The organism is Paenibacillus sp. PK3_47 (assembly GCF_023520895.1).
In the GTDB taxonomy this organism is placed as follows: Bacteria; Bacillota; Bacilli; order Paenibacillales; family Paenibacillaceae; genus Paenibacillus_AQ.
Genome location: NZ_CP026029.1, coordinates 5,605,338 through 5,624,816 on the forward strand (window position 1 = coordinate 5,605,338; position 19,479 = coordinate 5,624,816).

At 51.5% G+C, this 19,479-nt stretch carries 21 protein-coding genes; 10 read left to right on the forward strand and 11 right to left on the reverse strand.

Translation table 11 applies throughout. The features are described 5' to 3' along the window. Positions 1 to 32: 32 nt before the first annotated feature. Both C2I18_RS24350 and C2I18_RS24355 read right to left on the reverse strand, forming a co-directional pair. Complete coding sequence (locus C2I18_RS24350) at positions 33 to 1,208, reverse strand: foldase protein PrsA (protein WP_249898298.1); 1,176 nt, start codon at positions 1,206 to 1,208, stop codon at positions 33 to 35. 241 nt (positions 1,209 to 1,449) lie between these two features. Continuing rightward, positions 1,450 to 1,785: a hypothetical protein gene (locus C2I18_RS24355; RefSeq protein ID WP_249898299.1), complete on the reverse strand. Its 336-nt coding sequence runs from the start codon at positions 1,783 to 1,785 to the stop codon at positions 1,450 to 1,452. A gap of 201 nt (positions 1,786 to 1,986) precedes the next feature. Here C2I18_RS24355 and C2I18_RS24360 point away from each other — a divergent pair, with 201 nt between their 5' ends. Further along, positions 1,987 to 3,099 (forward strand): lactonase family protein, encoded by a 1,113-nt coding sequence (locus tag C2I18_RS24360; RefSeq protein WP_249898300.1) that lies wholly within the window; start codon positions 1,987 to 1,989, stop codon positions 3,097 to 3,099. 122 nt (positions 3,100 to 3,221) lie between these two features. Here the strand turns inward: C2I18_RS24360 and hfq are convergent, their stop codons facing one another. Continuing rightward, on the reverse strand, positions 3,222 to 3,443 hold the full coding sequence (gene hfq, locus C2I18_RS24365) for an RNA chaperone Hfq (RefSeq protein WP_249898301.1): 222 nt from the start codon (positions 3,441 to 3,443) through the stop codon (positions 3,222 to 3,224). A gap of 110 nt (positions 3,444 to 3,553) precedes the next feature. Here hfq and C2I18_RS24370 point away from each other — a divergent pair, with 110 nt between their 5' ends. Next, a complete protein-coding gene (locus tag C2I18_RS24370; protein WP_249898302.1) occupies positions 3,554 to 4,195 on the forward strand; it encodes a phosphatase PAP2 family protein in 642 nt (213 codons plus the stop codon). Between the two features lie 112 nt (positions 4,196 to 4,307). Here the strand turns inward: C2I18_RS24370 and C2I18_RS24375 are convergent, their stop codons facing one another. After that, entirely contained in the window at positions 4,308 to 4,808 is a 501-nt protein-coding gene (locus C2I18_RS24375) for a hypothetical protein (RefSeq protein ID WP_249898303.1), read from the reverse strand. Between the two features lie 215 nt (positions 4,809 to 5,023). Between C2I18_RS24375 and C2I18_RS24380 the strand changes: the two genes are divergently transcribed. Next, positions 5,024 to 6,055 carry an FUSC family protein gene (locus tag C2I18_RS24380; RefSeq protein ID WP_249898304.1) on the forward strand — a complete coding sequence of 344 codons (1,032 nt, stop codon included), beginning with the start codon at positions 5,024 to 5,026 and terminating at the stop codon, positions 6,053 to 6,055. A gap of 46 nt (positions 6,056 to 6,101) precedes the next feature. Next, entirely contained in the window at positions 6,102 to 8,465 is a 2,364-nt protein-coding gene (gene helD / locus C2I18_RS24385; RefSeq protein WP_249898305.1) for an RNA polymerase recycling motor HelD, read from the forward strand. An 82-nt stretch (positions 8,466 to 8,547) separates the two neighbouring features. Here the strand turns inward: helD and C2I18_RS24390 are convergent, their stop codons facing one another. The 3 genes from C2I18_RS24390 to fsa form a co-directional block, all read right to left on the reverse strand. Beyond that, on the reverse strand, positions 8,548 to 9,714 hold the full coding sequence (locus tag C2I18_RS24390) for an MFS transporter (RefSeq protein WP_249902225.1): 1,167 nt from the start codon (positions 9,712 to 9,714) through the stop codon (positions 8,548 to 8,550). A 53-nt stretch (positions 9,715 to 9,767) separates the two neighbouring features. After that, positions 9,768 to 10,214, reverse strand: coding sequence for a MarR family winged helix-turn-helix transcriptional regulator (locus C2I18_RS24395; RefSeq protein ID WP_249898306.1), 447 nt, complete (start codon positions 10,212 to 10,214; stop codon positions 9,768 to 9,770). A gap of 168 nt (positions 10,215 to 10,382) precedes the next feature. Further along, positions 10,383 to 11,036, reverse strand: a complete 654-nt coding sequence (gene fsa / locus C2I18_RS24400) for a fructose-6-phosphate aldolase (RefSeq protein ID WP_249898307.1) — start codon at positions 11,034 to 11,036, stop codon at positions 10,383 to 10,385. A gap of 229 nt (positions 11,037 to 11,265) precedes the next feature. Here fsa and C2I18_RS24405 point away from each other — a divergent pair, with 229 nt between their 5' ends. The 3 genes from C2I18_RS24405 to C2I18_RS24415 are packed head-to-tail and all read left to right on the forward strand — an operon-like array spanning position 11,266 to position 12,799. Continuing rightward, the gene (locus C2I18_RS24405; protein WP_249898308.1) at positions 11,266 to 11,736 is read left to right on the forward strand and encodes a hypothetical protein; all 471 of its coding nucleotides are present in this window, start codon (positions 11,266 to 11,268) and stop codon (positions 11,734 to 11,736) included. Continuing rightward, positions 11,717 to 12,271, forward strand: a complete 555-nt coding sequence (locus tag C2I18_RS24410) for a macro domain-containing protein (protein ID WP_249898309.1) — start codon at positions 11,717 to 11,719, stop codon at positions 12,269 to 12,271. Before C2I18_RS24405 ends, C2I18_RS24410 begins: the two co-directional genes overlap by 20 nt. 51 nt (positions 12,272 to 12,322) lie before the next feature. Beyond that, positions 12,323 to 12,799 (forward strand): GNAT family N-acetyltransferase, encoded by a 477-nt coding sequence (locus tag C2I18_RS24415; protein ID WP_249898310.1) that lies wholly within the window; start codon positions 12,323 to 12,325, stop codon positions 12,797 to 12,799. 10 nt (positions 12,800 to 12,809) lie between these two features. Here the strand turns inward: C2I18_RS24415 and C2I18_RS24420 are convergent, their stop codons facing one another. After that, positions 12,810 to 13,007 (reverse strand): hypothetical protein, encoded by a 198-nt coding sequence (locus C2I18_RS24420; RefSeq protein WP_249898311.1) that lies wholly within the window; start codon positions 13,005 to 13,007, stop codon positions 12,810 to 12,812. A gap of 68 nt (positions 13,008 to 13,075) precedes the next feature. On the opposite strand from C2I18_RS24420, the gene rpiA reads away from it, so the two are divergent. From rpiA to C2I18_RS24435, 3 genes are read left to right on the forward strand one after another with little or no spacing between them, the layout of a single operon-like run. Beyond that, positions 13,076 to 13,762, forward strand: a complete 687-nt coding sequence (rpiA, locus tag C2I18_RS24425; RefSeq protein WP_249898312.1) for a ribose-5-phosphate isomerase RpiA — start codon at positions 13,076 to 13,078, stop codon at positions 13,760 to 13,762. 16 nt (positions 13,763 to 13,778) lie between these two features. Further along, positions 13,779 to 14,219, forward strand: a complete 441-nt coding sequence (locus C2I18_RS24430) for a VanZ family protein (protein WP_249898313.1) — start codon at positions 13,779 to 13,781, stop codon at positions 14,217 to 14,219. A 33-nt stretch (positions 14,220 to 14,252) separates the two neighbouring features. Further along, the gene (locus C2I18_RS24435) at positions 14,253 to 14,693 is read left to right on the forward strand and encodes a GNAT family N-acetyltransferase (RefSeq protein WP_249898314.1); all 441 of its coding nucleotides are present in this window, start codon (positions 14,253 to 14,255) and stop codon (positions 14,691 to 14,693) included. A 426-nt stretch (positions 14,694 to 15,119) separates the two neighbouring features. Here the strand turns inward: C2I18_RS24435 and C2I18_RS24440 are convergent, their stop codons facing one another. The 3 genes from C2I18_RS24440 to C2I18_RS24450 all read right to left on the reverse strand — a co-directional run bounded on the left by C2I18_RS24440 (position 15,120) and on the right by C2I18_RS24450 (position 19,410). Further along, entirely contained in the window at positions 15,120 to 15,791 is a 672-nt protein-coding gene (locus C2I18_RS24440) for a tetratricopeptide repeat protein (protein WP_249898315.1), read from the reverse strand. A gap of 198 nt (positions 15,792 to 15,989) precedes the next feature. Continuing rightward, entirely contained in the window at positions 15,990 to 17,594 is a 1,605-nt protein-coding gene (locus tag C2I18_RS24445) for a response regulator transcription factor (protein WP_249898316.1), read from the reverse strand. Continuing rightward, positions 17,572 to 19,410, reverse strand: a complete 1,839-nt coding sequence (locus C2I18_RS24450; RefSeq protein ID WP_249898317.1) for a cache domain-containing sensor histidine kinase — start codon at positions 19,408 to 19,410, stop codon at positions 17,572 to 17,574. Before C2I18_RS24450 ends, C2I18_RS24445 begins: the two co-directional genes overlap by 23 nt. Positions 19,411 to 19,479 lie beyond the last annotated feature (69 nt).

Here is a 19,479-nt window from a genome sequence, read left to right on the forward strand (position 1 = left end):
TTGTCCAACAGACGTCCGTGTTCAGCACTGCCTTATTCAGCAGCAGGAGCTTCTGTTGCAGCAGGCTCTGCACTTGCTTCAGGGCTTGCTTCAGGAGCCGTGGTAGCCTCAGGCTCATCGGTCAACGTGTTGGTGATCTTGGCATTGGCAGTCAGATCCTGCAGCCAGGTTGTGGACATCTCGGATACCTTCTGCGAAGTAAGAGTGTCCTTGATTTCCTCTTTCTTCTCTTCGAGAGTATATTCCTTGGCTTCCTTACGGTCAGTCACTTTAATGATGTGATAGCCGTAATCGGATTTTACAGCACCGCTGGTTTCGCCGACTTTGAGCGCGAATGCGGCATCGGAGAATTCAGGGACCATATCGCCTTTTTTGAAGAAGCCCAGATCGCCGCCGTTATCCTTGGAGCCGGTATCTGTGGATTTTTCTGCCGCCAATGCTGCAAAATCAGCACCTTCAGCCAGCTGCTTCACAATAGCATCAGCTTCTTCTTTGGTTGCTACAAGAATATGGGATGCCTGAACCTCTGCCTCCTGATTAAGAGTGGCTTTGTTCTCGTCGTAGTATTTGGTGATCTCTTCGTCAGTCACAGTGACCTGCGGTTCCAGGATTTTGCGGATTTCCACCTGCAGCGGCATTTGCTTTTTCAGGTCGTCGATCGTCATGGAGCTTTGTGCCAGTGCGCTGTTCAGGGCATCTTCACCGCCGAATTGCTCTGTGAGATCTGCAATCTCTGCATCGATATCGGCATCAGTTACAGTCACATTCGCCTTCTTGGCTTCTTGACCGACAAGAGTAGTTGTAATCAGGTTCTGGAGCGTTGCTTCCCCGCCGGCTTCCACCAATTTATCATAAAGCTGTGCTTTTGTAATATCAGTACCGTTAACGGTAGCGACAGCTGTCTTATCGCCGCTGTTTCCAAACGGGGGCTTGATCAGTACAATGATCAGGGCTGCTGCAAGAACAAGAGAAGCGATCATCCAGCCTTTGCCGCCTTTGGAGGTGGAAGCTGAAGGAGGAGTTCCTGTACCGCCGACTTTATTCATAACAGGTACGCTTGGCTGAGCTTCAGCAGCTGGAGCTTTCTTGGCTTCCGGAGCCGGAGCGGCCTCTTCAGCCAATCCCTCATTGTTATTTACGGAAGAGTTGTTCTCCTCCGGTGCTGCATTGTTGTCCAGGTGTTCGTTTTCAAAATCTTTTTTGTCCATTATAATTAATGACTCCCTTCGATATAGGTGTTGCCTGTCTTTCTACAACTTTACCAGAAATACGGTTTCCAAACCTTAAGAAAGTATAAAAAAGCGGAATTATCTTTTAAGAATTTATTAAGAAAAATAAAAAAACCGGAGATCGCATGGCTTCACCACGCGCTTCCGGCTTATTTTGAGGGGATATAAGAAACCACAACCGGCATTCGTCCGGTGTACTTATATCCGCACCTATAACCGCTTAAGAGCTGAGGCTTCTGAGCTGATGGCGGATACTTTCCTGCTTCCGTCTCGGGACACGGACATTTTTGGCGTACAGTCCCTTTTCTCCAAAATAGATGCAGTCGTCTTCGATGCCGCTGATCTTATGCAGATTCACATAGCAGCCTCCGTAGACATGGTAATAACATGAATTGGACAATAAACGGTTAAGCTGCTCGGCAGTCATTCTCTTTTTGATATTGTAGTTTCTGCCGTGAAAAATGACCAGGTCGTGATCTCCGACCTTAAAGAACAGAATGTCCGTCTCCACCTCGAAGTCCTCATATACGTTTCTGGCTTCCAGCAGGCTGCTCATTCGTGTTCCCCCTTTATTAAAATTAACATGGATGTTAGCGCTTTCATTATAGCATATCTCCCCGGTTTTGAGAAGTCTTATTTTTGAAATGTTTTTTGTTAATTTTCACGTTGCATTTGTCATAGACGCTGAAAAACGGTAAATTATATAGATGGCTGTATTTTTAATTAATACTTAAATTCATGGAGGGGGATCATCTAGATGAATGAGAATACTAAGCTGCTGTTATTTACAGGCTCCTATGCAAATGCCGCAGAGAGCGGGGTTCAGGTGTTTGAATTCAACGGAGAAGCAGGGGGTACACTTGTACTTCTGGATAAAGTAGAGGGTATCACCAATCCTACCTTTGTAAATGTAGATCCTGAAAAGCTGCGGCTGTATGCCATTGGGGAGATTCCGAACGGGGATGGCGGAAAACAGGGTGAGGTGGTTACCTTCGCCATTGACCCTAAAGAGGGCATGCTGACTGAACTGAAGCGGATTAAGACGATGCCGTCCGAGGGAAAAGGTCAAACAACAACCTGCCACATTGCAAGAGAACCGGAAGGCGGACATCTTGTCGTCTGCAGTTACCACGGCGGAAGCATCGGGTTAATATCGCTGGATGAAGACGGCCAGCCTCTGAAGCTGATTGATACAGCACAGCATACCGGCCATGGTGCGCATCCTGAACGCCAGGACCGGCCGCATCCGCACTCCGCGGTATTCAGTCCGGACGGTCGTTACTTGTTCGTATCAGATCTTGGCCTGGATATTATCCGTTCCTACCGGATTGACCGGGAAACGGGGACGCTTGCGGCTCATGGAGAGACCTCACTTCATCCCGGGGCCGGACCGCGCCATTTCGTCTTTCATCCGGACGGCAAATCGGCTTATGTAATCAATGAGGTGGACTCCACCATCACTTCGTTTACATATGATGAAGCTGCAGGCACACTGCAGACCATAGCGACTGTACCGACACTGCCTGCAGATTACCAGGACAAAGAAGAAAATACCTGCTCCGAGATCGCCCTCTCGGCGGACGGGCTGTACCTGTACGGCGCCAACCGCGGTCATGACAGTATCGTCGTATACGCTGTGAATCCTCAGACTGCTGAGCTGACGCTGGTCGAGCATGTATCCACCCGCGGAGGCCACCCGCGCCACTTTACCGTGACGCCTGACGGAGGTTATCTGATCGTAGCCAACCGTGATGCCAACAACCTGGTTGTCTTCTCACTGGATCAGGCAAGCGGAAAGCTTACCTTTACCGGAAATACTGCGGAGGCTTCCAAACCGGTATGCATCAAGCCGGCGGTATTTGCAAGATAAGACCTGGTACGTATAAGCGGTTATAATACGGCAAAAGGAACAGCGGGAGCAGTATGTCCCGGTGTTCCTTTTGAATTGCCGCTGATAGGGTATCATTACAAAATGGCGGAAGGGCTGTCCCCTTATTTAAGGGAGACAGGTTTAAGCGGCACGACCGTGGAGACTGCCGATTTGAAGAGGACATTTTGCCTGCCGTCACCCTGGCCCTGCAATGTGATCGTGTAGGCATCGTAAGAGGTTACGGTGCCCTGCATTTTGACTCCGTTCGTTGTAAAAATCGTTACGGGTACCTTTGTTGAAATGCATTGGTTCAACAAACGTTCCTGCAGTTTCAGGCTTTCCACTTTGGCAGCACTCCATCTTTTAGGAATTGAATTACTTTTTCAATTATAGCATGGGAAAGACCTTCTCAGGAAATCTCCCCGGCAGGCCCAAAATAGACAAGGGGGTACATATGCTTTATTATCGTAACTGGTCCAGAGGTTTTCGCAATTTTTTAGGGTTCGCTTTGGCTTTTGCTGTCATTGCAACGTTAGTCATGCTGAATTTAACGGCTGGTTTTGATAACATGATCATTGATTTCATACAATCTATGGAGTCCCCGGCACTGACAGCCTTCGCCAAGGGGTTATCGCTGGTCGGCTCCTCCAGGCTTGCCATCGGCATTGCGCTGGTTACGATGCTGCTGCTGTTTTTTGTCCTGCATCACCGGATGGAGCTGGTTCTGTTCATATGGGTCGCTGTTGGCTCATATACACTGAATACAATGATGAAATTGTGGTTTCAGCGGGAGCGGCCCAGCATTCACCGGCTGATTGAAGAGGTAGGATACAGCTTTCCCAGCGGACATTCCATGGCAGCCTTCTCTATGTACGGAGGAATCGCTTATCTGCTTTGGAGGCATATGAGAAATCACCTGCAGCGCATATTTCTGATTATATTTACGGTGCTTATGACAGGAGGGATAGGCTGGAGCCGGATCTATCTGGGTGTGCATTACCCGAGTGATGTTATCGGCGGTTATGCGGCCAGCGGTGCCTGGCTGATGCTGTCTATCGGTATCTTTGAGGCTTACCGTAAATCGCGGCAGGTCTGAGCGGTCCGCTGGCATAAAAAAAACGGATACCCGCAATCTGCGAGTATCCGCAATTCATTTTTATAGATATACGGCGTTCAGCCTTCGCGCTTTGCAGACAGCAGGAAGCATCTTACGGGGTCTTTTCTCCTGAAGGATGCCCTGTCTGGCTGCCTGTACGGGACTGCGCAGCGCTCTCAATACTAAGCTTCAGCAAAGCCGGTAATCCGGCTTTCAGTTTTTTGAGCTCATCCGGATTCAACTGGCCCTTCTGAAGGGAATCATCCAGCTTCCGGCCTGCCGCTTCGCTCAGCTTTTGAATATACTGGTCTTCAGTCCAGCCCTTTTTCTCTTTGGCAATAGCATAAAGGGTTTTTCCGTTCTTGAGACTGGTTACCAGTTCAGCCCGGTCCATTTCCAGGAGTCTTGCTGTTTCATTCACTATGAAATGTCCTCCGGCTCTGAAGCCTCGGGCTTGGTGTGGATGCGGGTGATGGCCTTTACCGGATTGCACGCTGCTCTCTGCAGGTGAAGTTATAGTTCCCGCGCTGCTATCCCCATAAGCAGCTGCCGGAGCAAGACTGAGCATAACGGCTGCTGTGAACACTGTAATTCTGGAAATCCTGTTGCTCATGTTTTCACCTCGTGTGATGGATGTGGGAACTGCTGTACATAGTATCTCTGGAAGCTTAAGGAATTCCGTAAGCCGGTTTAAGCCATACTAAAAATTCGCCGGCCCCCTGCATGGGTAATGAATACTTGTACCCTATTAGAGATTGACCGAAGATCACAAGGATATACATACATCGCATGAAGAATATGCAGTTACTAAATCAAGGAGGGATGGTTTTGGCGTTTGGTGCCCGCATACTCAAAACAGGAATGGCAGTTACGCTCGCACTTTATTTATCCGTTCTGCTTAATTTCAGCTCGCCTGTAGGTGCGGCGATTGCAGCGATTTTCGCCATGCAGCCCTCCATTTACAGGTCCTGGCGTTACTTTTTGGATCAGATTCAGACCAGTACGATGGGAGCGGTTATCGCGCTATTAGGCGGGATGCTGCTGTCCAATGAACCTATAGCAGTCGGGCTTGTATGTATTCTGGTCATTATGATCAGCATGAAGATGAACCGCGCCGACACCATTGGCCTGACACTGGTTACAGTGATATCCGTGATGGAAGCTTCAGGGCAGTGGGAGTTTGCGTTAACGCGTTTTTTGCTTACACTGACTGGTATTGTGTCTGCTTTTATTATTAATATTACGGTTTTTCCGCCGAAGCCGCGCAAACAATATATACAGCAGATAGAAAATGTCTTTGCCAGCCTGTCCCTGCTGCTGCGTACTGCAGTTTCGCATGAGATGAAGGAAAGTGTATTCCGGGATGAGAAAAATGCCCTTGCGGGCTCCATCAAATCGCTGGCAGACAAATACGCCTTATTCGAGGAAGAGCAGAAGCAGCTGAGAAGAGCCAAGTACAGCCAGACCCGGCAGATGGTCGTATACAAAAACCTGCTCAATTCGCTGCAAAAGGGCTTTGAGGTGCTAGAGGCTGTGGATCAGCATTATTTTCAGGCGGAACGTACCGAACGTACCGATGAATTGTTCGACAGGCATCTGGAGCAGCTGATTAAATATCATGAGTATATTTTGCTCAAATTCGAAGACAAGCTGAAGCCGGGTGCGAACGATTCGGAGCCGCTGGGAGAGGATAATGACCGTTTTCTGGAGGCCGCAATCCGCGGATATAATCCCGAGAAATCCGGACAGCTGCGTCTTTCAGTAGTTGCTGCCGCTATCTATGATTATGGATATCAGCTGGAACGGCTGGATAAGGTTGCGGAGCATATCAACCGAGCCCATGCCGAGGATAAGGAATAGTTAATTTCACGAATGAAATGCAGCCTTTAAAAGGGGATGAATTGCAGTGGAGAAACAGGAACAGGAATGGAAGGAAGAACAAGCGAGGGTGACAGACATAACGGCTCTGCTTAAATCCCATATCCGCGGGCTGTCGGAGGAGCTCGGGCTCCACCGGACAGATGTAGTGGATATGCGTAAAGATTTCTGGGAAGAAGTGACAGTGAATTTCAGCAGCCCGGATGATCTGGGTGAAACTTCAACAAGCCTGCGGCAGCAGGCGCAAATTCTTAATGAGCGCGAACGCCATCATTTACAATCCAGCAAAGCACTCAAAAAATATAAAAAGCTGGTCGTGTCCCCCTATTTCGGACGGATCGACTTTGCAGAGACCTCGGATGCAGCTGCCGAGCGGATTTATCTGGGAATCGGTTCATTGATGGAGGATAACGGCAATTTTCTCATCTATGACTGGCGTGCGCCGATCTCCAGCCTGTATTACGACGGAGCACCCGGACCGGCATCCTATGATACTCCTGGAGGGCTGGTAAGCGGAAATATGGAGCTGAAGCGCCAATTCGTGATCGATGAAGGCGTAATCGAAGTGATGTTCGATACAGGTATGACTATCGGCGACGAGCTGCTGCAGCAGGTGCTCAGCCACAGTGCGGATGACCGGATGAAGAACATTGTAGCGACGATCCAGAAAGAACAGAATGCGGTAATCCGCAATGACAAAAGCCGAATGCTGATTGTCCAGGGTGCTGCAGGAAGCGGCAAGACCTCAGCGGCGCTGCAGCGTGTAGCCTATCTGCTCTATAAATACCGCGAGGTGCTGCAGGCTGATCAGATGCTGCTTTTTTCACCGAATCCGCTGTTTAACAGCTATGTATCTACAGTGCTTCCGGAGCTGGGCGAGGAGAACATGCAGCAGACGACCTTTCAAATGTATCTGGAGCACAGGCTGGGCCAGGAGTTTCAGCTTGAGGACGTCTTCAGCCAGACCGAAAGCCTGCTGGGGACACCGGATGGCCCACAGGCTAACCTCCGCAGGGAGGGAATACGCTACAAATCCTCCGTCGCTTTCCTGGATGTGATCCGCAGGTATGTGGACATGCTGGAACATAAAGGGATGCTGTTCAAGCCATTAACCTTCCAGGGTAAAGCGGTGGTCAGCAAGGAGGAAATGGAGCGCCAGTTCTACACCTATGATTCCAATATCAGACTGGCGAACCGGATTGATCTGATGACAGGCTGGCTGCTCAAAAAGATTGCCGCATTCGGCGTAGAAGAGCGCAAGGCTGCCTGGGTTGAGGAGCAGATTGAGCTGCTCGATACAAGTGACTACCAACGGGCTTATCAGAGTGTGCGCCGCAAGGGCGGTGCGCATGATGAAAGCTTTGATGATTTTGAAACCGAGAAAAGCCAGCTGGCCCGCTATGTCGTCAGCCAGCGCCTGAAGCCGCTGCGCGGCTGGACCAAACGTGGGCGGTTCGTCGATGTAAAAGGGCTGTACAGCAGGCTTTTCTCCGACCGTGATTTGATGGACAGCCTTAGCAGCGGCAGCGCCAATGAGCTTCCGGAGGTCTGGGATGACATCAGCCGGCTGACACTGAAATCCATGGCTGCCAATGAGCTTGCCTATGAGGATGCGACACCGTTCCTGTATTTGAAGGAGCTGAGCCAGGGCTTCCGCACCAACACGCAAATCAGGCATGTGATCGTCGACGAGGTTCAGGATTATTCGCCGTTCCAGCTGGAATTCATGCGCCGCCTGTTCCCGCGGGCGAAGATGACTGTCCTCGGTGATTTGAACCAGGCGATCTATGCCCAGGGTGAAGTGCTGGGGGAACTGGCAAGCCTTGTCAGTGTCTATGGAGAAGAGAATACGGAGGTCATTTCCCTGACCCGAAGCTACCGTTCGACTTATGAAATTGTGGAGTTTACGCGGGCAATGATTCCGGGGGGCGAACGGATCGTTCCGTTCAACCGCAAAGGTGAGGTGCCCCTGCTGAATGTGGTGGACAGCGAGTCCCGGCTGCTGGAGGCCATAGAGAAGGATATTCTCGACCTGCATGCCAAGGGCTACCATTATGTGGCGGTTATCTGTAAAACTGCGGAGGAAAGCGCAGAAGTCCATGACAAGCTGCAGCATAAGATCCCGGTGAGGCTGGTGACAAAGGATACCCCTAACTTCCAGAAGGGAACGCTGGTGCTGCCGGCCTATCTGGCCAAAGGTGTGGAATTCGACGCGGTTATCATCTACGACGGGTCGGAAGAAAAATACGGACGGGAAAATGAACGCAAGCTGTTCTATACCGCCTGCACACGGGCCATGCATCTGCTGCACATTTACAGTCTTGGGCAGCCGAATCATTTTATGCCTGCGTCAGTAAGAGAATCCGTAGCCGCAGGCCGGCTGCAGGACTGAATCCATTCATAGAAGAAGGCCATTCCGCACAGTATTCACTGGCGGGATGGCCTTTAGTGTTATAGAGTGATATTAACCGTGTTTACGGGCGCGCCAAGGTGGAACTGCTGTTGGCCAGCCGGCTGCGGCGCCGGTTGAACAGGATAACAATATAAATGACCAGCAATAGCGCTGGAGCCAGCGCCGAATAGCGGTACATGACGGCGTAGGAGTTATACAGCGCCACCGAGCCGAGCAGCATGGTTCCGACGGCAACACCAAAATCCAGGGAGTTGAAGAACATGCCGTTGGCCGTTCCGCGCTGTCGGGCGTCCACAGACTGGATCATCCAGGTCTGCAGGGCCGGCTGCATCGACCCGAAGCCGATGCCGTAGCACAGTGCAGCAGGGAAGAGGGCGGCAGTGGATGAAGCAAAGGAGAGCAGCAGCAGACCGCCGATAATGAACAGGCTGCCTGGGATCAGCAGGGCTGCCGGGCCGAAACGGTCATAGATTTTACCGGACAGGGGCCGGATAATTACGATTGCAACAGCATTAAACAAGAAAAAATAAGCGATATGATCCAGGTGAATCTCAGCGCCGTATAAAGCCAGGAAACCCAGCAGTCCGCCATAAGAGATGGACAGAAGCAGATTCAGGATACTGGGAATCAGCAGCTTGCGGAAAACGCCCCCTTTGGGACCGGTAACCGGTTCAGGAGCAGGTTCCTTATGATGCGCAGGCAGGCCTCTCGTTAAGCTGTAGCCGAGCGGGACAATCAGGGCAAGCGCCAGTCCTGTGCATAGGAGAAGCGATCCAAACCCCGGCCCCTGCAGCAGGCTGAGCCCGATCAGCGGGCCGGCGGACATGGCCAGACTTGTGGACAATCCGAAGTAGCCCATACCCTCACCCATACGCCGGATAGGGATAACATCAGACGCCATTGTCGGAAAAGCTGTGCTGGCCATTCCGAAGCCGATGCCGAACAGCATACGCATCAGCAGCAGGATGACAATGGTTCCTGAAAAGTAATAGCCGATTACAGCAGCCAGGGAAATGGCAAGCCCCAGGAAAATCAGCAGATTGCGGCCGCCTTTTTCCATAGCCTTGCCGGCAAATAAACGTGAAGCAATTGCGCTGAGTGCGAACAGGCTGGTAACAAGACTCACCTGTACAGAAGAAGCATTCAGATTCCCCTCGGCATACACCGGCAGGGTGGAGAGCGTCATCTGCAGACCGATAAACAGCAGCAGATTACATACGGTAAGCATGATAAAAGATTTGGTCCATAAACGGTCAGATGTGTTAGTCAATATTGTTGCTCCTATTCTTGATGTGAATTTCCGGTGTTGTGATAGATCAGCTCCAGCATGCCCCGGAGCTCTTCCAGCTGCTGCGGTGTGAGGCCAGCAACTGCGGCATTGATGTTCTGCTCTTCCAGCTGAAGTGTGCTTTCAATAAGCTCCTTGCCCTCCTCTGTGGCATACAGCAAAAAAGCCCGCCGGTCGCTGGGGCTCGTGGATTTCGTTATAAATCCCTTCTTTTGAAGCAGTTCAACAATCCGTGCGGTCGTAGGCTGGTCCTTGGCGGCAGCGGCGGCCACTTCTTTCTGGTTAATCCCGCCCCGGTCCGCAATCATCAGCAGCACCGACCATTGTTCAGGGGTAATATCATAGGGCTTCAAAGCCCGGGCAAAACCATTGGAAATCCGCCGGTGGGTGGAGCCGAGCAGAAACCCGAGGAATTGCTGCGGTGAGGATATGGGCATCATCCATCGTCCCTTCATAAATACTTGTTTTGACAATTATAAATATAACAAGTAAATTTGTCAATGCAGATTAAGGATCAGAGTGCAGCAAAAAGCACCTCCCGGAAAATGAACAAATCCGGCAGGATCCATTCATTTCTGAAGAGGTGCTTGTATCAGCTAAATAACGGCTTATTTGGCTTCTTGCGGAACAGTTTCCCAGTCCTTCAGGAAGCGCTCAATGCCGTTGTCAGTCAGCGGGTGTTTCCACAGCGATGGAAGCAGGGAACCAGGGATCGTAGCGATGTGTGCACCGGCGATGGCCGCCTGCTCCACATGTGCGATGTTACGGATGCTGGCTGCGATAATTTCGGAAGTCAGGCCGTAGTTGGTAAGAATGGTCTTCAGGTCTTTGATCAGCTTCATGCCATCCACACCGATATCATCCAGGCGTCCGACGAACGGACTGATATAAGTTGCGCCGGCTTTGGCAGCCATCAGGCCTTGAGCGGCGGAGAAAATGAGGGTAACGTTGGTCTTGATGCCTTTCTTGGTCAATTCATAGCAGGCAGCCAGTCCATCTTCCGTCATTGGCAGCTTGATTACGACATTCGGTGCCCATTCCGCAATTTCCAGCGCTTCCTTAAGCATTTCTTCTGTCGTAAGGCCAATAACCTCGGCGCTTACCGGACCAGGAACAATCTCAACGATTTCTTTGATGACTTCTTTGAACAATCTGCCTTCTTTGGCAATCAGCGAAGGGTTGGTCGTAACGCCATCCACCAAACCGAGGCGTGTAATACGTTTGATTTCTTCAATATTTCCGGTATCCAAGAAAAATTTCATTGTGAGTGTTTCCTCCCTTGATCTCTTATGGATTGACAAACCGTAAGCACAACTTCATTATGAATCATGCCATCCAAAGTTTCAACTGTTAATATGAATATTTCAAATTAACTTTATAGATTGTGATAGATTTTTCAGTTCTGCCTACCGGACCATTTCCCGCTGCCTGCACTCCGTGATAATATAGTAACGGTATTGCGTAACTCGTATGGAATGGCAGGTGGCAGGAATGATTACTGTAGTTGCGGGAGCAGCTGTATTTTTGCTGTTGGCCGCCGGACTTCTCGCTTATCAGAACAGCAGGCTGATTGCCGAACGGGAAGCTGCGGAATCTGCGGTCCCGACCGGTCTGCTAATGTACTCTATATATTATGAGGACTTTGCACACCAGGAGGAGAGGCCGGAAGCTGTACCTTTATTTCAGTTTACTGTGCTTTCGGCGCCGGACGAACAGTTCGCCAGCGGGGAGCGGGGCACGACAATGGCACTGTGCCGGGTTCCTGCCGGAACAGGCGAAATGACGCTGACGGATGCGGAGAGCTGGATGACAGGGAATATCCGCAAAGCTTCAGTTCAAGGCACACTGTACAATTACACTTCGTATACAGACAATGCTATGCGCAGAGGTGAAAAAGAGCTGGTCAAGAGTTTGCAGACTGCGCTTAAGGAGGAAACAGGCTATGCAAATCATTATAAATAATGTCGCTGTCTCCGTCCGTCAAGGTGATATTACACACTTTGAAGGCGATATGATTGTAAATGCCTCGAACTCGGGACTCTACGGAGGCGGCGGAGTGGACGGTGCGATTCACCGGGCCGGCGGACCGCGGATTGCGGAAGAATGTGCCGAAATCCGCCGGACCCAAGGGGGCTGTCTGCCTGGGGAAGCTGCTGTTACAAGTGCCGGCAGGCTGCCGTTTAAGGGAATTATACATACGGTCGGACCGATCTGGAAAGGCGGGAACGCCGGCGAAGCGGCTACACTGGCTAACTGCTATATCAGCAGCCTTGATCTGGCAGGTGCCAGGGGAGTGCGCAGTATTGCTTTTCCTAACATCAGCACCGGGGTCTATAACTTTCCCAAAGACTTGGCCTGCCGGACAGCGCTCCGGACGGTTACTGAATATGTCAATGCACAGGACCCTCTTGTTTTTCCGCTGAAAATGATTTCGTTTGTATGCTTCGAGCATGAGAATGCCGAGTTATATAAGGAAACGCTGAAAAGTTATACTTAACCATCATCAAATTGAGACAAAGAGAATTTGGACAATAGCGGAGGGAAACGGATGGCACCAATAACTGAAGTGAGTTTTACAGAAGTCGGTCCGGAGAACAGGGATTTGCGGGCGTTAATTGAAGATCTGGACGAGGATTTGAAGGCGCGTTATCCGCATGAGACCATCTATGTCGTCGATTTTTCCGATCCTAAAGTAAAGGAAATGACGTTCGTAGTGGCTTATCAGGGGGGAAGGCCTGTCGGCTGCGGAGGGCTCCGGCCGCTTGATCCGCAGAGCTCGGTGATGGAGCTGAAGCGTTTTTATGTGGATCCGGGCTGCCGCAAGCAGGGGATTGCGAACAGGATGCTGCTGGATCTGGAAGCAAGGGCACAGGCGGCAGGCTGCCGTGAAATCAGGCTGGAGACCGGTATCAAGCAGCCGGAAGCGATAGCACTTTATGTGAAGCACGGGTACCGGCCGATTGATTTGTTCGGACCTTATATTGGGGATCCGGACAGCCTGTGTTACGGGAAAGTTTTATCCTGACTGGGGCCACTCAGGCATGATATTTGCCGGTAGGCTCATTAAGCACCCATTCCAGCATGATAATCATATCCTCAAGCCGGGAGATTTGGGCGCTTAAGGTTACATTCTGCGGATCATCTGCGGCGAGCGGGGCCTGGCGTGACTCCAAAGCTCTGCGCTGCACCGTTAATTCGTTAATTTTGGACTGGATTTGATTTTGGGTTCTCATCCGGGATCCTCCTGGTGATTATAGATTTAAGTTTAATATATTATAACGGATAACATGGGGGTAATGAAATGAGTGTCAATGTAAAGCAGCTGGCTGCTGAAAAAGCGGTTGAGTATGTTGAGGACGGAATGAAGGTAGGGCTGGGTACGGGATCTACTGCGTACTGGGCAATCCGCAAGCTGGGAGAACGGGTTCAGCAGGGATTGAAGATTACGGCAGTAGCCACCTCCCGCGCTTCTGAGGAGCAGGCCCGTGAACTCGGTATTCCTCTCGTTGCTTTTGGCGATATTGACAGTCTTGATCTGACGATTGACGGTGCAGATGAGCTGGACAGCAGGCTGCAGCTGATCAAAGGCGGCGGCGGAGCGCTGCTGCGCGAAAAAATTGTCGCGGTGAACAGTACACGCATGATCGTGGTAGCCGATGAGAGCAAGGCTGTAGAAACGCTGGGCAAATTCCCGCTGCCGGTTGAGATTATCCCTTTTGCCTGGGAATGGACGCTCGCGCAGCTGAATAAGCTGGGCTGCAGTGCGGCGCTGCGGCGCAGCGGGGATGACCTTTATAAGACAGATAACGGGAACTACATCGCTGATTGCCGCTTTGACACCATTACTTCAGCACCCGAGCTGGCGTTATCCCTGCAGAGTATTCCAGGTGTTGTGGAACACGGGCTGTTCATCGGAATTGCCGATATGGCCATCATCGGGAAAAACGACGGCAGCATTGAAATTGTTGAGGGTGAGAATCATCTCTAAATCTCCGCATAAACGGGTGATAAGGAAACGTGGACAACCGCGCCGGATTTGGGCGTGGTTGCTGCTGTTTTTATACACAGGTGCTGTTGTCTACTGGATGTTTATCGGATTTGGACGCACCATTCATACAGACGGAGGGCTGCAGTACAATCTTGAACCTCTCCGTACAGTAAAACTCTATTTCGATCTGGATAACGGGGTGCCGTTCACAGGCAGGCTGGTGAATCTGCTCGGGAATGTGGCTGTATTTGTTCCGTTTGGCATTCTGCTGCCGCTGGTAAATGCAAGGCTGAACTCCATAATCCTGTTGACCGGATATACAGTTCTTTACATTCTGATTCTGGAGACCATGCAAATGCTCCTTCGGGTAGGCAGCTTTGATATTGATGATCTCCTGCTTAACATGCTCGGGGTCTGGACAGGGTATGTGCTGCTGCGATTGAAGAAGAGACGGTAAACAAGAGAAAAAATCTTAAAGGAGACTTTTATTATGCTGATTGATTTGAAGCAGCGTGTTAACTCGCCGGAAGTGGCTGAACTGCTGGCGTATGCTGTAATTGATGACCCGGAGGCGCTTCGCCGCACCTCTGCCGAATATAGTGAACAGGCTGCGCTGCAGCTCTGCGGCTGGGAAGAAGAGGAGGTGCTGGTCGGCCTGCTCGGCTTTGAGGAAACCGAGGACGGGTCTCTGGAAATCCGTCACATTGCCGTGCTTCCGGAGAACAGGGGGAAGGGATATGCCCGCGGGATGCTCCTTGAGCTTTTGACCGCCCGGGAACCGCGTTACCTTCTGGCAGAAACGGAGGATGAAATCGCAGCTGACTTTTACCGCAGCCTGGGGTTCATGGTATACAGCCTGGGCGAGAATGCAGCCGGGATCGAAATGTTCCGCTGTGTCTATGAGGTCGAGGAGCAGGAAGACGAGGATTAAGCCCTAGATGACCGGTTAATGCAGCTCTGTTTGCCAAATTTGGCAGGTGAATTGTCCTCCTGGGATGCGTGCAGCTTAAGCGAAATGGAATGAACTTGAATTAACCTAATGGAATCTATATAAATGGAATTTCTCCACCTAATTCTTCGGCAAATACCGGAATTCCAATACTAGCGGGAAAAACTCCGCTTCAATGAACTGGCTTAGTCTCCGGAGGCATTTTTTCGCTGAAATAACTGGAGAATTTCCAACTAAAGATCTTTAATTGTGAAAAATGACCAAATTAGGTGGAGGAAACCAACTACATTTGAATTACTCCATGAATTATAAAAAGAACCTCTGCAAGTTCCCGGATTGAACGGTAGACAGCAGAGGTTTTTGGTGTGCATCAGCATAAAATTACCGGGTATTGCTTATGTACAGGTTCTAACGCAGCTTGGCAAAATAACTGCGCAGCGCCCAGCCGCGCTCCTGCCGTTTCTTATACTTGGGCAGTGAACGGTAAATGGCAATCGACTCGGCAAACGCCTGCTTCGCATCTGCATCCCGGCCCAGTATCTTGTACATGGAGCCTGCCAGATAATAAGCTTCGCTGGAGGAGGACTGGATCTCCTGGAACTGGCCGACATAATACAGCGCCTTGTCCTGGTCAATGCCGCGGAATGTTTCAGCCAGGCGGAGATAAGGCTGGCCGTATTGTGCCCGGCGGTTAATCTCCAGACCCTGCAGCATTTGCGCTTCCCCCTCGGGAAGGAGTCCAAGCTTCAGATTGACAAACCCGAGCTCCACCCAATACTCAGCGGACTGTTCATAGCGGTCGGCGATCCCGGTCAGCAGCTCCTTGGCTTCACTATAACGTTTGCGCTCGGACAGCAGACGGGCCAGTTCAAACTTGGAGGAGACGTCGTTGGGGTTCAGCGATATTGTGGTCCGCAATCTGGAAATCTGCCGGCTTCTGCGGAATGGCTTGGAGATGCTGGGGAAGAGGCCGACATAGCGGCGGTCCAGAAAATACAGGATAACCAGCAGGATGATTAAGGCGATGAACGGGTTGCCGAACAGTTGGAAAAGCAGAAAAAAGCCGAATATTTTGATCATGAATTCCCTCCGTTATAATGGTGTTACCAAAACTTTTAATGACAGCTAAGCTGCAAGGCAGGATAATTATACCATGTCTTTACAGCGATAACATATACGGAGAATAAGCTGAAGTGGCATACCCTATGCCGCAGAGTGTCCATAGTAAGAGCATGGGGAAAAAGGGTGAAATCCGTAAATTTGACCTGCTGATCCCGGTTAAGACTCTGATTCCTTTCGCCATTCTCTCGGCGTCTTCCCCGTAAACTTGCTGAAGATTTTGCTGAAATACCGCCCGTCCTGGTAACCGACCATCTCGGCGACGGAGGAAATTTTATGCTGCCCTCCGGAGAGCAGCAGCTTGGCGTGATCAATCCGGACCTTTTCCAGATATTCCGAAATATTCTCGTTAAACATTTGCTTGAAGCGCCGGGAAACATATTCGCGGCTAAGAAAAAACTCGCCGGAAATTTCCTGCAGCGTCAAATTGTCCATGTAATGAAGGTCGATATACCGCTTAATCTCATAAATGGCGTTGTTCTCCTGCAGCCGGGATTCCTTCAGAATGCCGGCAATTTCTACGAACGCCTCTGTCCACTCCCGCCGCCATTCTTCCAGTGATAACCGTCCGTTTTTATCCAGCGGGAACAGCCCGGGGAAGGAGGAGGGAGCGGGCTCGCCGGCTGGCGGCGCCGTATCCTGAAGCAGCCGGCTTCTCAGCAGCTCGTATTCGTACCGCCAGTATTTCAGATCCTCCCACGTGACGGCCTGCCGCCGGACAACCGCATCAATCCAGCCGGAGACCGCCAGCCCGATCTGGGCAGCGTCTCCCCGGTGGACCGCTGTCGTGATTCGGCTGGCATAATCGGCCAGCACGGTTCTTTGGGCAGGCGGCATGGAGGAGGGCCCACCGAAATGATAGATCGGTGTATCATCCAGAAACGAGATCCCGCGCGCGGTTTGAAGTGTCTGCTGGAAGCCGGTGGGAATGCCCTGCGGGAAGGACACCCTATCTCCGCAGGCGAAGCGGAAACGCGCCCCGAGCACCCTGTACAGAGCGTCATTCATCGCTTTCAGCTTACAATCTGTCTGCCCGAGCTCTCCGGTCAGCAGCAGGACAAGACCGTAATTCGGGTCCGTATGTTTAAAGGCATAGCCGTTGCGGACAAGGCCGATCACCTCATTGCAGATATTGCCCATCAAAAAATGCAGCAGATCCGGATTGCGCCCGAATTTACCCAGAACGGTGCGCGGAAGCGGATCGGTCAGCAGCATTACAACCTGGCATTCCACCGCCGCAGACCAGCCGAACGCAGCGCGCAGCTCATCTGCGGCTCCAGGCTGGGAGCCGGGCCGGGAGACGAGGGCCGAGAGCGTTTTGTCCCAGTACATAGGCAGCGTTTTGTTGATCTCTACCTCCCTCTGAATATTGAGACTGCGGGCTTCTTCTTCCCTGCGCCAGGCTGCTGAGGCCTGGCTGAGCGCCTCAAGCAGCTCGCTGCGGCTGATCGGCTTCAGCAGGTAGTCCATTCCGCCGTGCTTGATCGTGTTGCGGATGTAAGTGTAATCGTCATAGCCGCTGATCACGATCACTTTGGAGGACGGAGACTTGTCTTCAATCCACTTCAGCAGCGCCATGCCGTCCATATTGGGCATTTTCATATCGGTGAAGATAATCTCCGGCCGTTCGCGCACAATCAGCGTCATCGCTTTTTCCCCGTCACAGGCCTCCAGAATGTCCGTAATGTTAAATGCCTCCCAGTCCACAAGCAGCCGGATAGAATCCCTTACGTCGGATTCATCATCGACGATCAGTACTTTCATGGTATATCGCTCCTTCCGTCAGGGGGATTCCGATGTGTACGGAGAAGCCGTGCGGCTCCGCATGTCCGATTGTTACAGCTGCTTTATCGTTAAAGAAAAGGCGCAGCCGGGAGATGACATTGATCAGGCCGATGCTGCCGCCTTCTGTGCCGCCCGGCTGTTCACTGGCAATCTGCAGCTGAAGCTCCAGCAGCCGCTCAGGGGTGACACCGGGACCGTTATCGGTGACCGTAACGCTGAGTATTTGACTGCCGCCTTCCACTGAAATGGTGATCTCAGCCTGTTCCGCCGATTCGAAGCCGTGTTTGAAGCAGTTCTCGACAAGCGGCTGCAGGATCATTTTGGGAACCGGCGTGTCAAGGGCGGCGTCCCTGCTGGTTACAATGCGGTAGCGGAGCCTGTCCTTGAACCGCTGCTGCTGCAGCTCCAGGTAAGCCTGTGCATGGGCAATTTCCTTGGATAGCGGAACAACTGGTTCTTCCGTATTCATGTTGTAGCGCATCATCAGGCCGAGGGAAGAGGTGAGCTCGTAAATCCGCGGCACCTTATGGTGCAGGGCGACCGAGCCGATAGACTGCAGCGTATTAAAAATAAAATGCGGATTAATTTGCGCCTGAAGCGCTTTCAGCTGATTATCCTTGTTGGCCAGCTCCAGCCGCAGCTCCCGCATAATCAGATTATCGATCGTATCGACCATGTTTTTGATTGCGCTGCCGAGTACGCCGACTTCATCACTGCGGTCCGGATCGCTGTCAAACTGGAGCTTTCCGAGCTTGATCTTGCGGATCGATTCGGTCAACCGCTTGATCGGAGCCGTTACCATGACCGAGACGAACAGAGCGGCGGCGATTGCAATGAACAGAAAGGTCAGCAGCACAAGCATATTGATCCGCAGCACACTTGCCGCATTGCTGTACAGGTAGCTGTCAGGAATCTGCTTGGCGACGATCCAGATGCGTCCGATCAGCTCGAACTTCTCGAAAACGACGATGCCGTTGAAGCCGTCGTCCCCGCGCCAGTCAAAGTGGCCGGCCCCCGTGAAGCTGTAGCGGGCATGCTGCAGCCAAGCATAGTCGGGTTTGGTGCCGATTTCTTCTTCCCTGGAGGTATAGATGGCAGTTCCGGTGTCGTCCAGCAGATAGATATTCTCCTGGCCCTTATCATAAAGCATGTTCATGATACTGCGGAATTCATCCAGCTTGAAGTCGATCGACAGCACGCCGATCCGTTCCTTGAGCGGTGCCCGGTACACCGGACGGTGAATGGTAAATACGGTGTTGGAAGGGCTGTACGGAAATTCCTCCATGCCGTAATTATGCGAAGGATGGGGCGGCTCCAGAAAAGGATCGTTTTTATCAAGCGGCTGCACGAAATGACCGTCTAATCCGCTGCTGCCCGGCCCGCGCTTCAGATAACCGTCGATCAGCAGCCAGGACTGGTCGGCGAGATCGGAATACAAATACACCTGCTGAATATCCCTGGCGGACTGCTCAATGGCGTGCAGGCCGGAATAAATATTGTTCTCTACCATAAAGTCGCTACGTCCCTGCACCAGAATGTTATACAGGCTGTTCGTCATCCGGATGTTGTTGTAAGCGTACAGGGAGATATTGTTCATTGCGTTCAGCTGCCCCATAAGGCTGGTGGTCCCTTGGCGGACCGTGTTTGAATTTTCGCGGATGGAATCATCTTTTAAGGAGAGTTTGGTGTAAAAATAGGAAATCAGGATGGAGGCGGCGATCGGCACCAGAATGGCGGCCATCAGAAAGACGCTCAGCTTGTAGCGTATGCTGCCCCGGAAGCTGCGGTATCTCAAAAGCGTTCCCCCTTACTCCGCGAATTGGTTTACAGTCTAGCACCGCTTCCAACAAAGGGTCAATAGGCT

Bases quoted from the DNA above. Each gene is read 5' to 3' on its own strand.
- fsa (WP_249898307.1), bottom strand. From the start codon at position 11,036: ATGAAATTTTTCTTGGATACCGGAAATATTGAAGAAATCAAACGTATT.
- C2I18_RS24350 (WP_249898298.1), bottom strand. From the start codon at position 1,208: ATGGACAAAAAAGATTTTGAAAACGAACACCTGGACAACAATGCAGCA.
- C2I18_RS24405 (WP_249898308.1), top strand. From the start codon at position 11,266: ATGATTACTGTAGTTGCGGGAGCAGCTGTATTTTTGCTGTTGGCCGCC.
- C2I18_RS24395 (WP_249898306.1), bottom strand. From the start codon at position 10,214: ATGATGCCCATATCCTCACCGCAGCAATTCCTCGGGTTTCTGCTCGGC.
- C2I18_RS24415 (WP_249898310.1), top strand. From the start codon at position 12,323: ATGGCACCAATAACTGAAGTGAGTTTTACAGAAGTCGGTCCGGAGAAC.
- C2I18_RS24390 (WP_249902225.1), bottom strand. From the start codon at position 9,714: ATGCTTACCGTATGTAATCTGCTGCTGTTTATCGGTCTGCAGATGACG.
- C2I18_RS24360 (WP_249898300.1), top strand. From the start codon at position 1,987: ATGAATGAGAATACTAAGCTGCTGTTATTTACAGGCTCCTATGCAAAT.
- C2I18_RS24410 (WP_249898309.1), top strand. From the start codon at position 11,717: ATGCAAATCATTATAAATAATGTCGCTGTCTCCGTCCGTCAAGGTGAT.
- C2I18_RS24370 (WP_249898302.1), top strand. From the start codon at position 3,554: ATGCTTTATTATCGTAACTGGTCCAGAGGTTTTCGCAATTTTTTAGGG.
- C2I18_RS24445 (WP_249898316.1), bottom strand. From the start codon at position 17,594: ATGAAAGTACTGATCGTCGATGATGAATCCGACGTAAGGGATTCTATC.
- rpiA (WP_249898312.1), top strand. From the start codon at position 13,076: ATGAGTGTCAATGTAAAGCAGCTGGCTGCTGAAAAAGCGGTTGAGTAT.
- C2I18_RS24355 (WP_249898299.1), bottom strand. From the start codon at position 1,785: ATGAGCAGCCTGCTGGAAGCCAGAAACGTATATGAGGACTTCGAGGTG.
- C2I18_RS24440 (WP_249898315.1), bottom strand. From the start codon at position 15,791: ATGATCAAAATATTCGGCTTTTTTCTGCTTTTCCAACTGTTCGGCAAC.
- C2I18_RS24375 (WP_249898303.1), bottom strand. From the start codon at position 4,808: ATGAGCAACAGGATTTCCAGAATTACAGTGTTCACAGCAGCCGTTATG.
- C2I18_RS24420 (WP_249898311.1), bottom strand. From the start codon at position 13,007: ATGAGAACCCAAAATCAAATCCAGTCCAAAATTAACGAATTAACGGTG.
- C2I18_RS24435 (WP_249898314.1), top strand. From the start codon at position 14,253: ATGCTGATTGATTTGAAGCAGCGTGTTAACTCGCCGGAAGTGGCTGAA.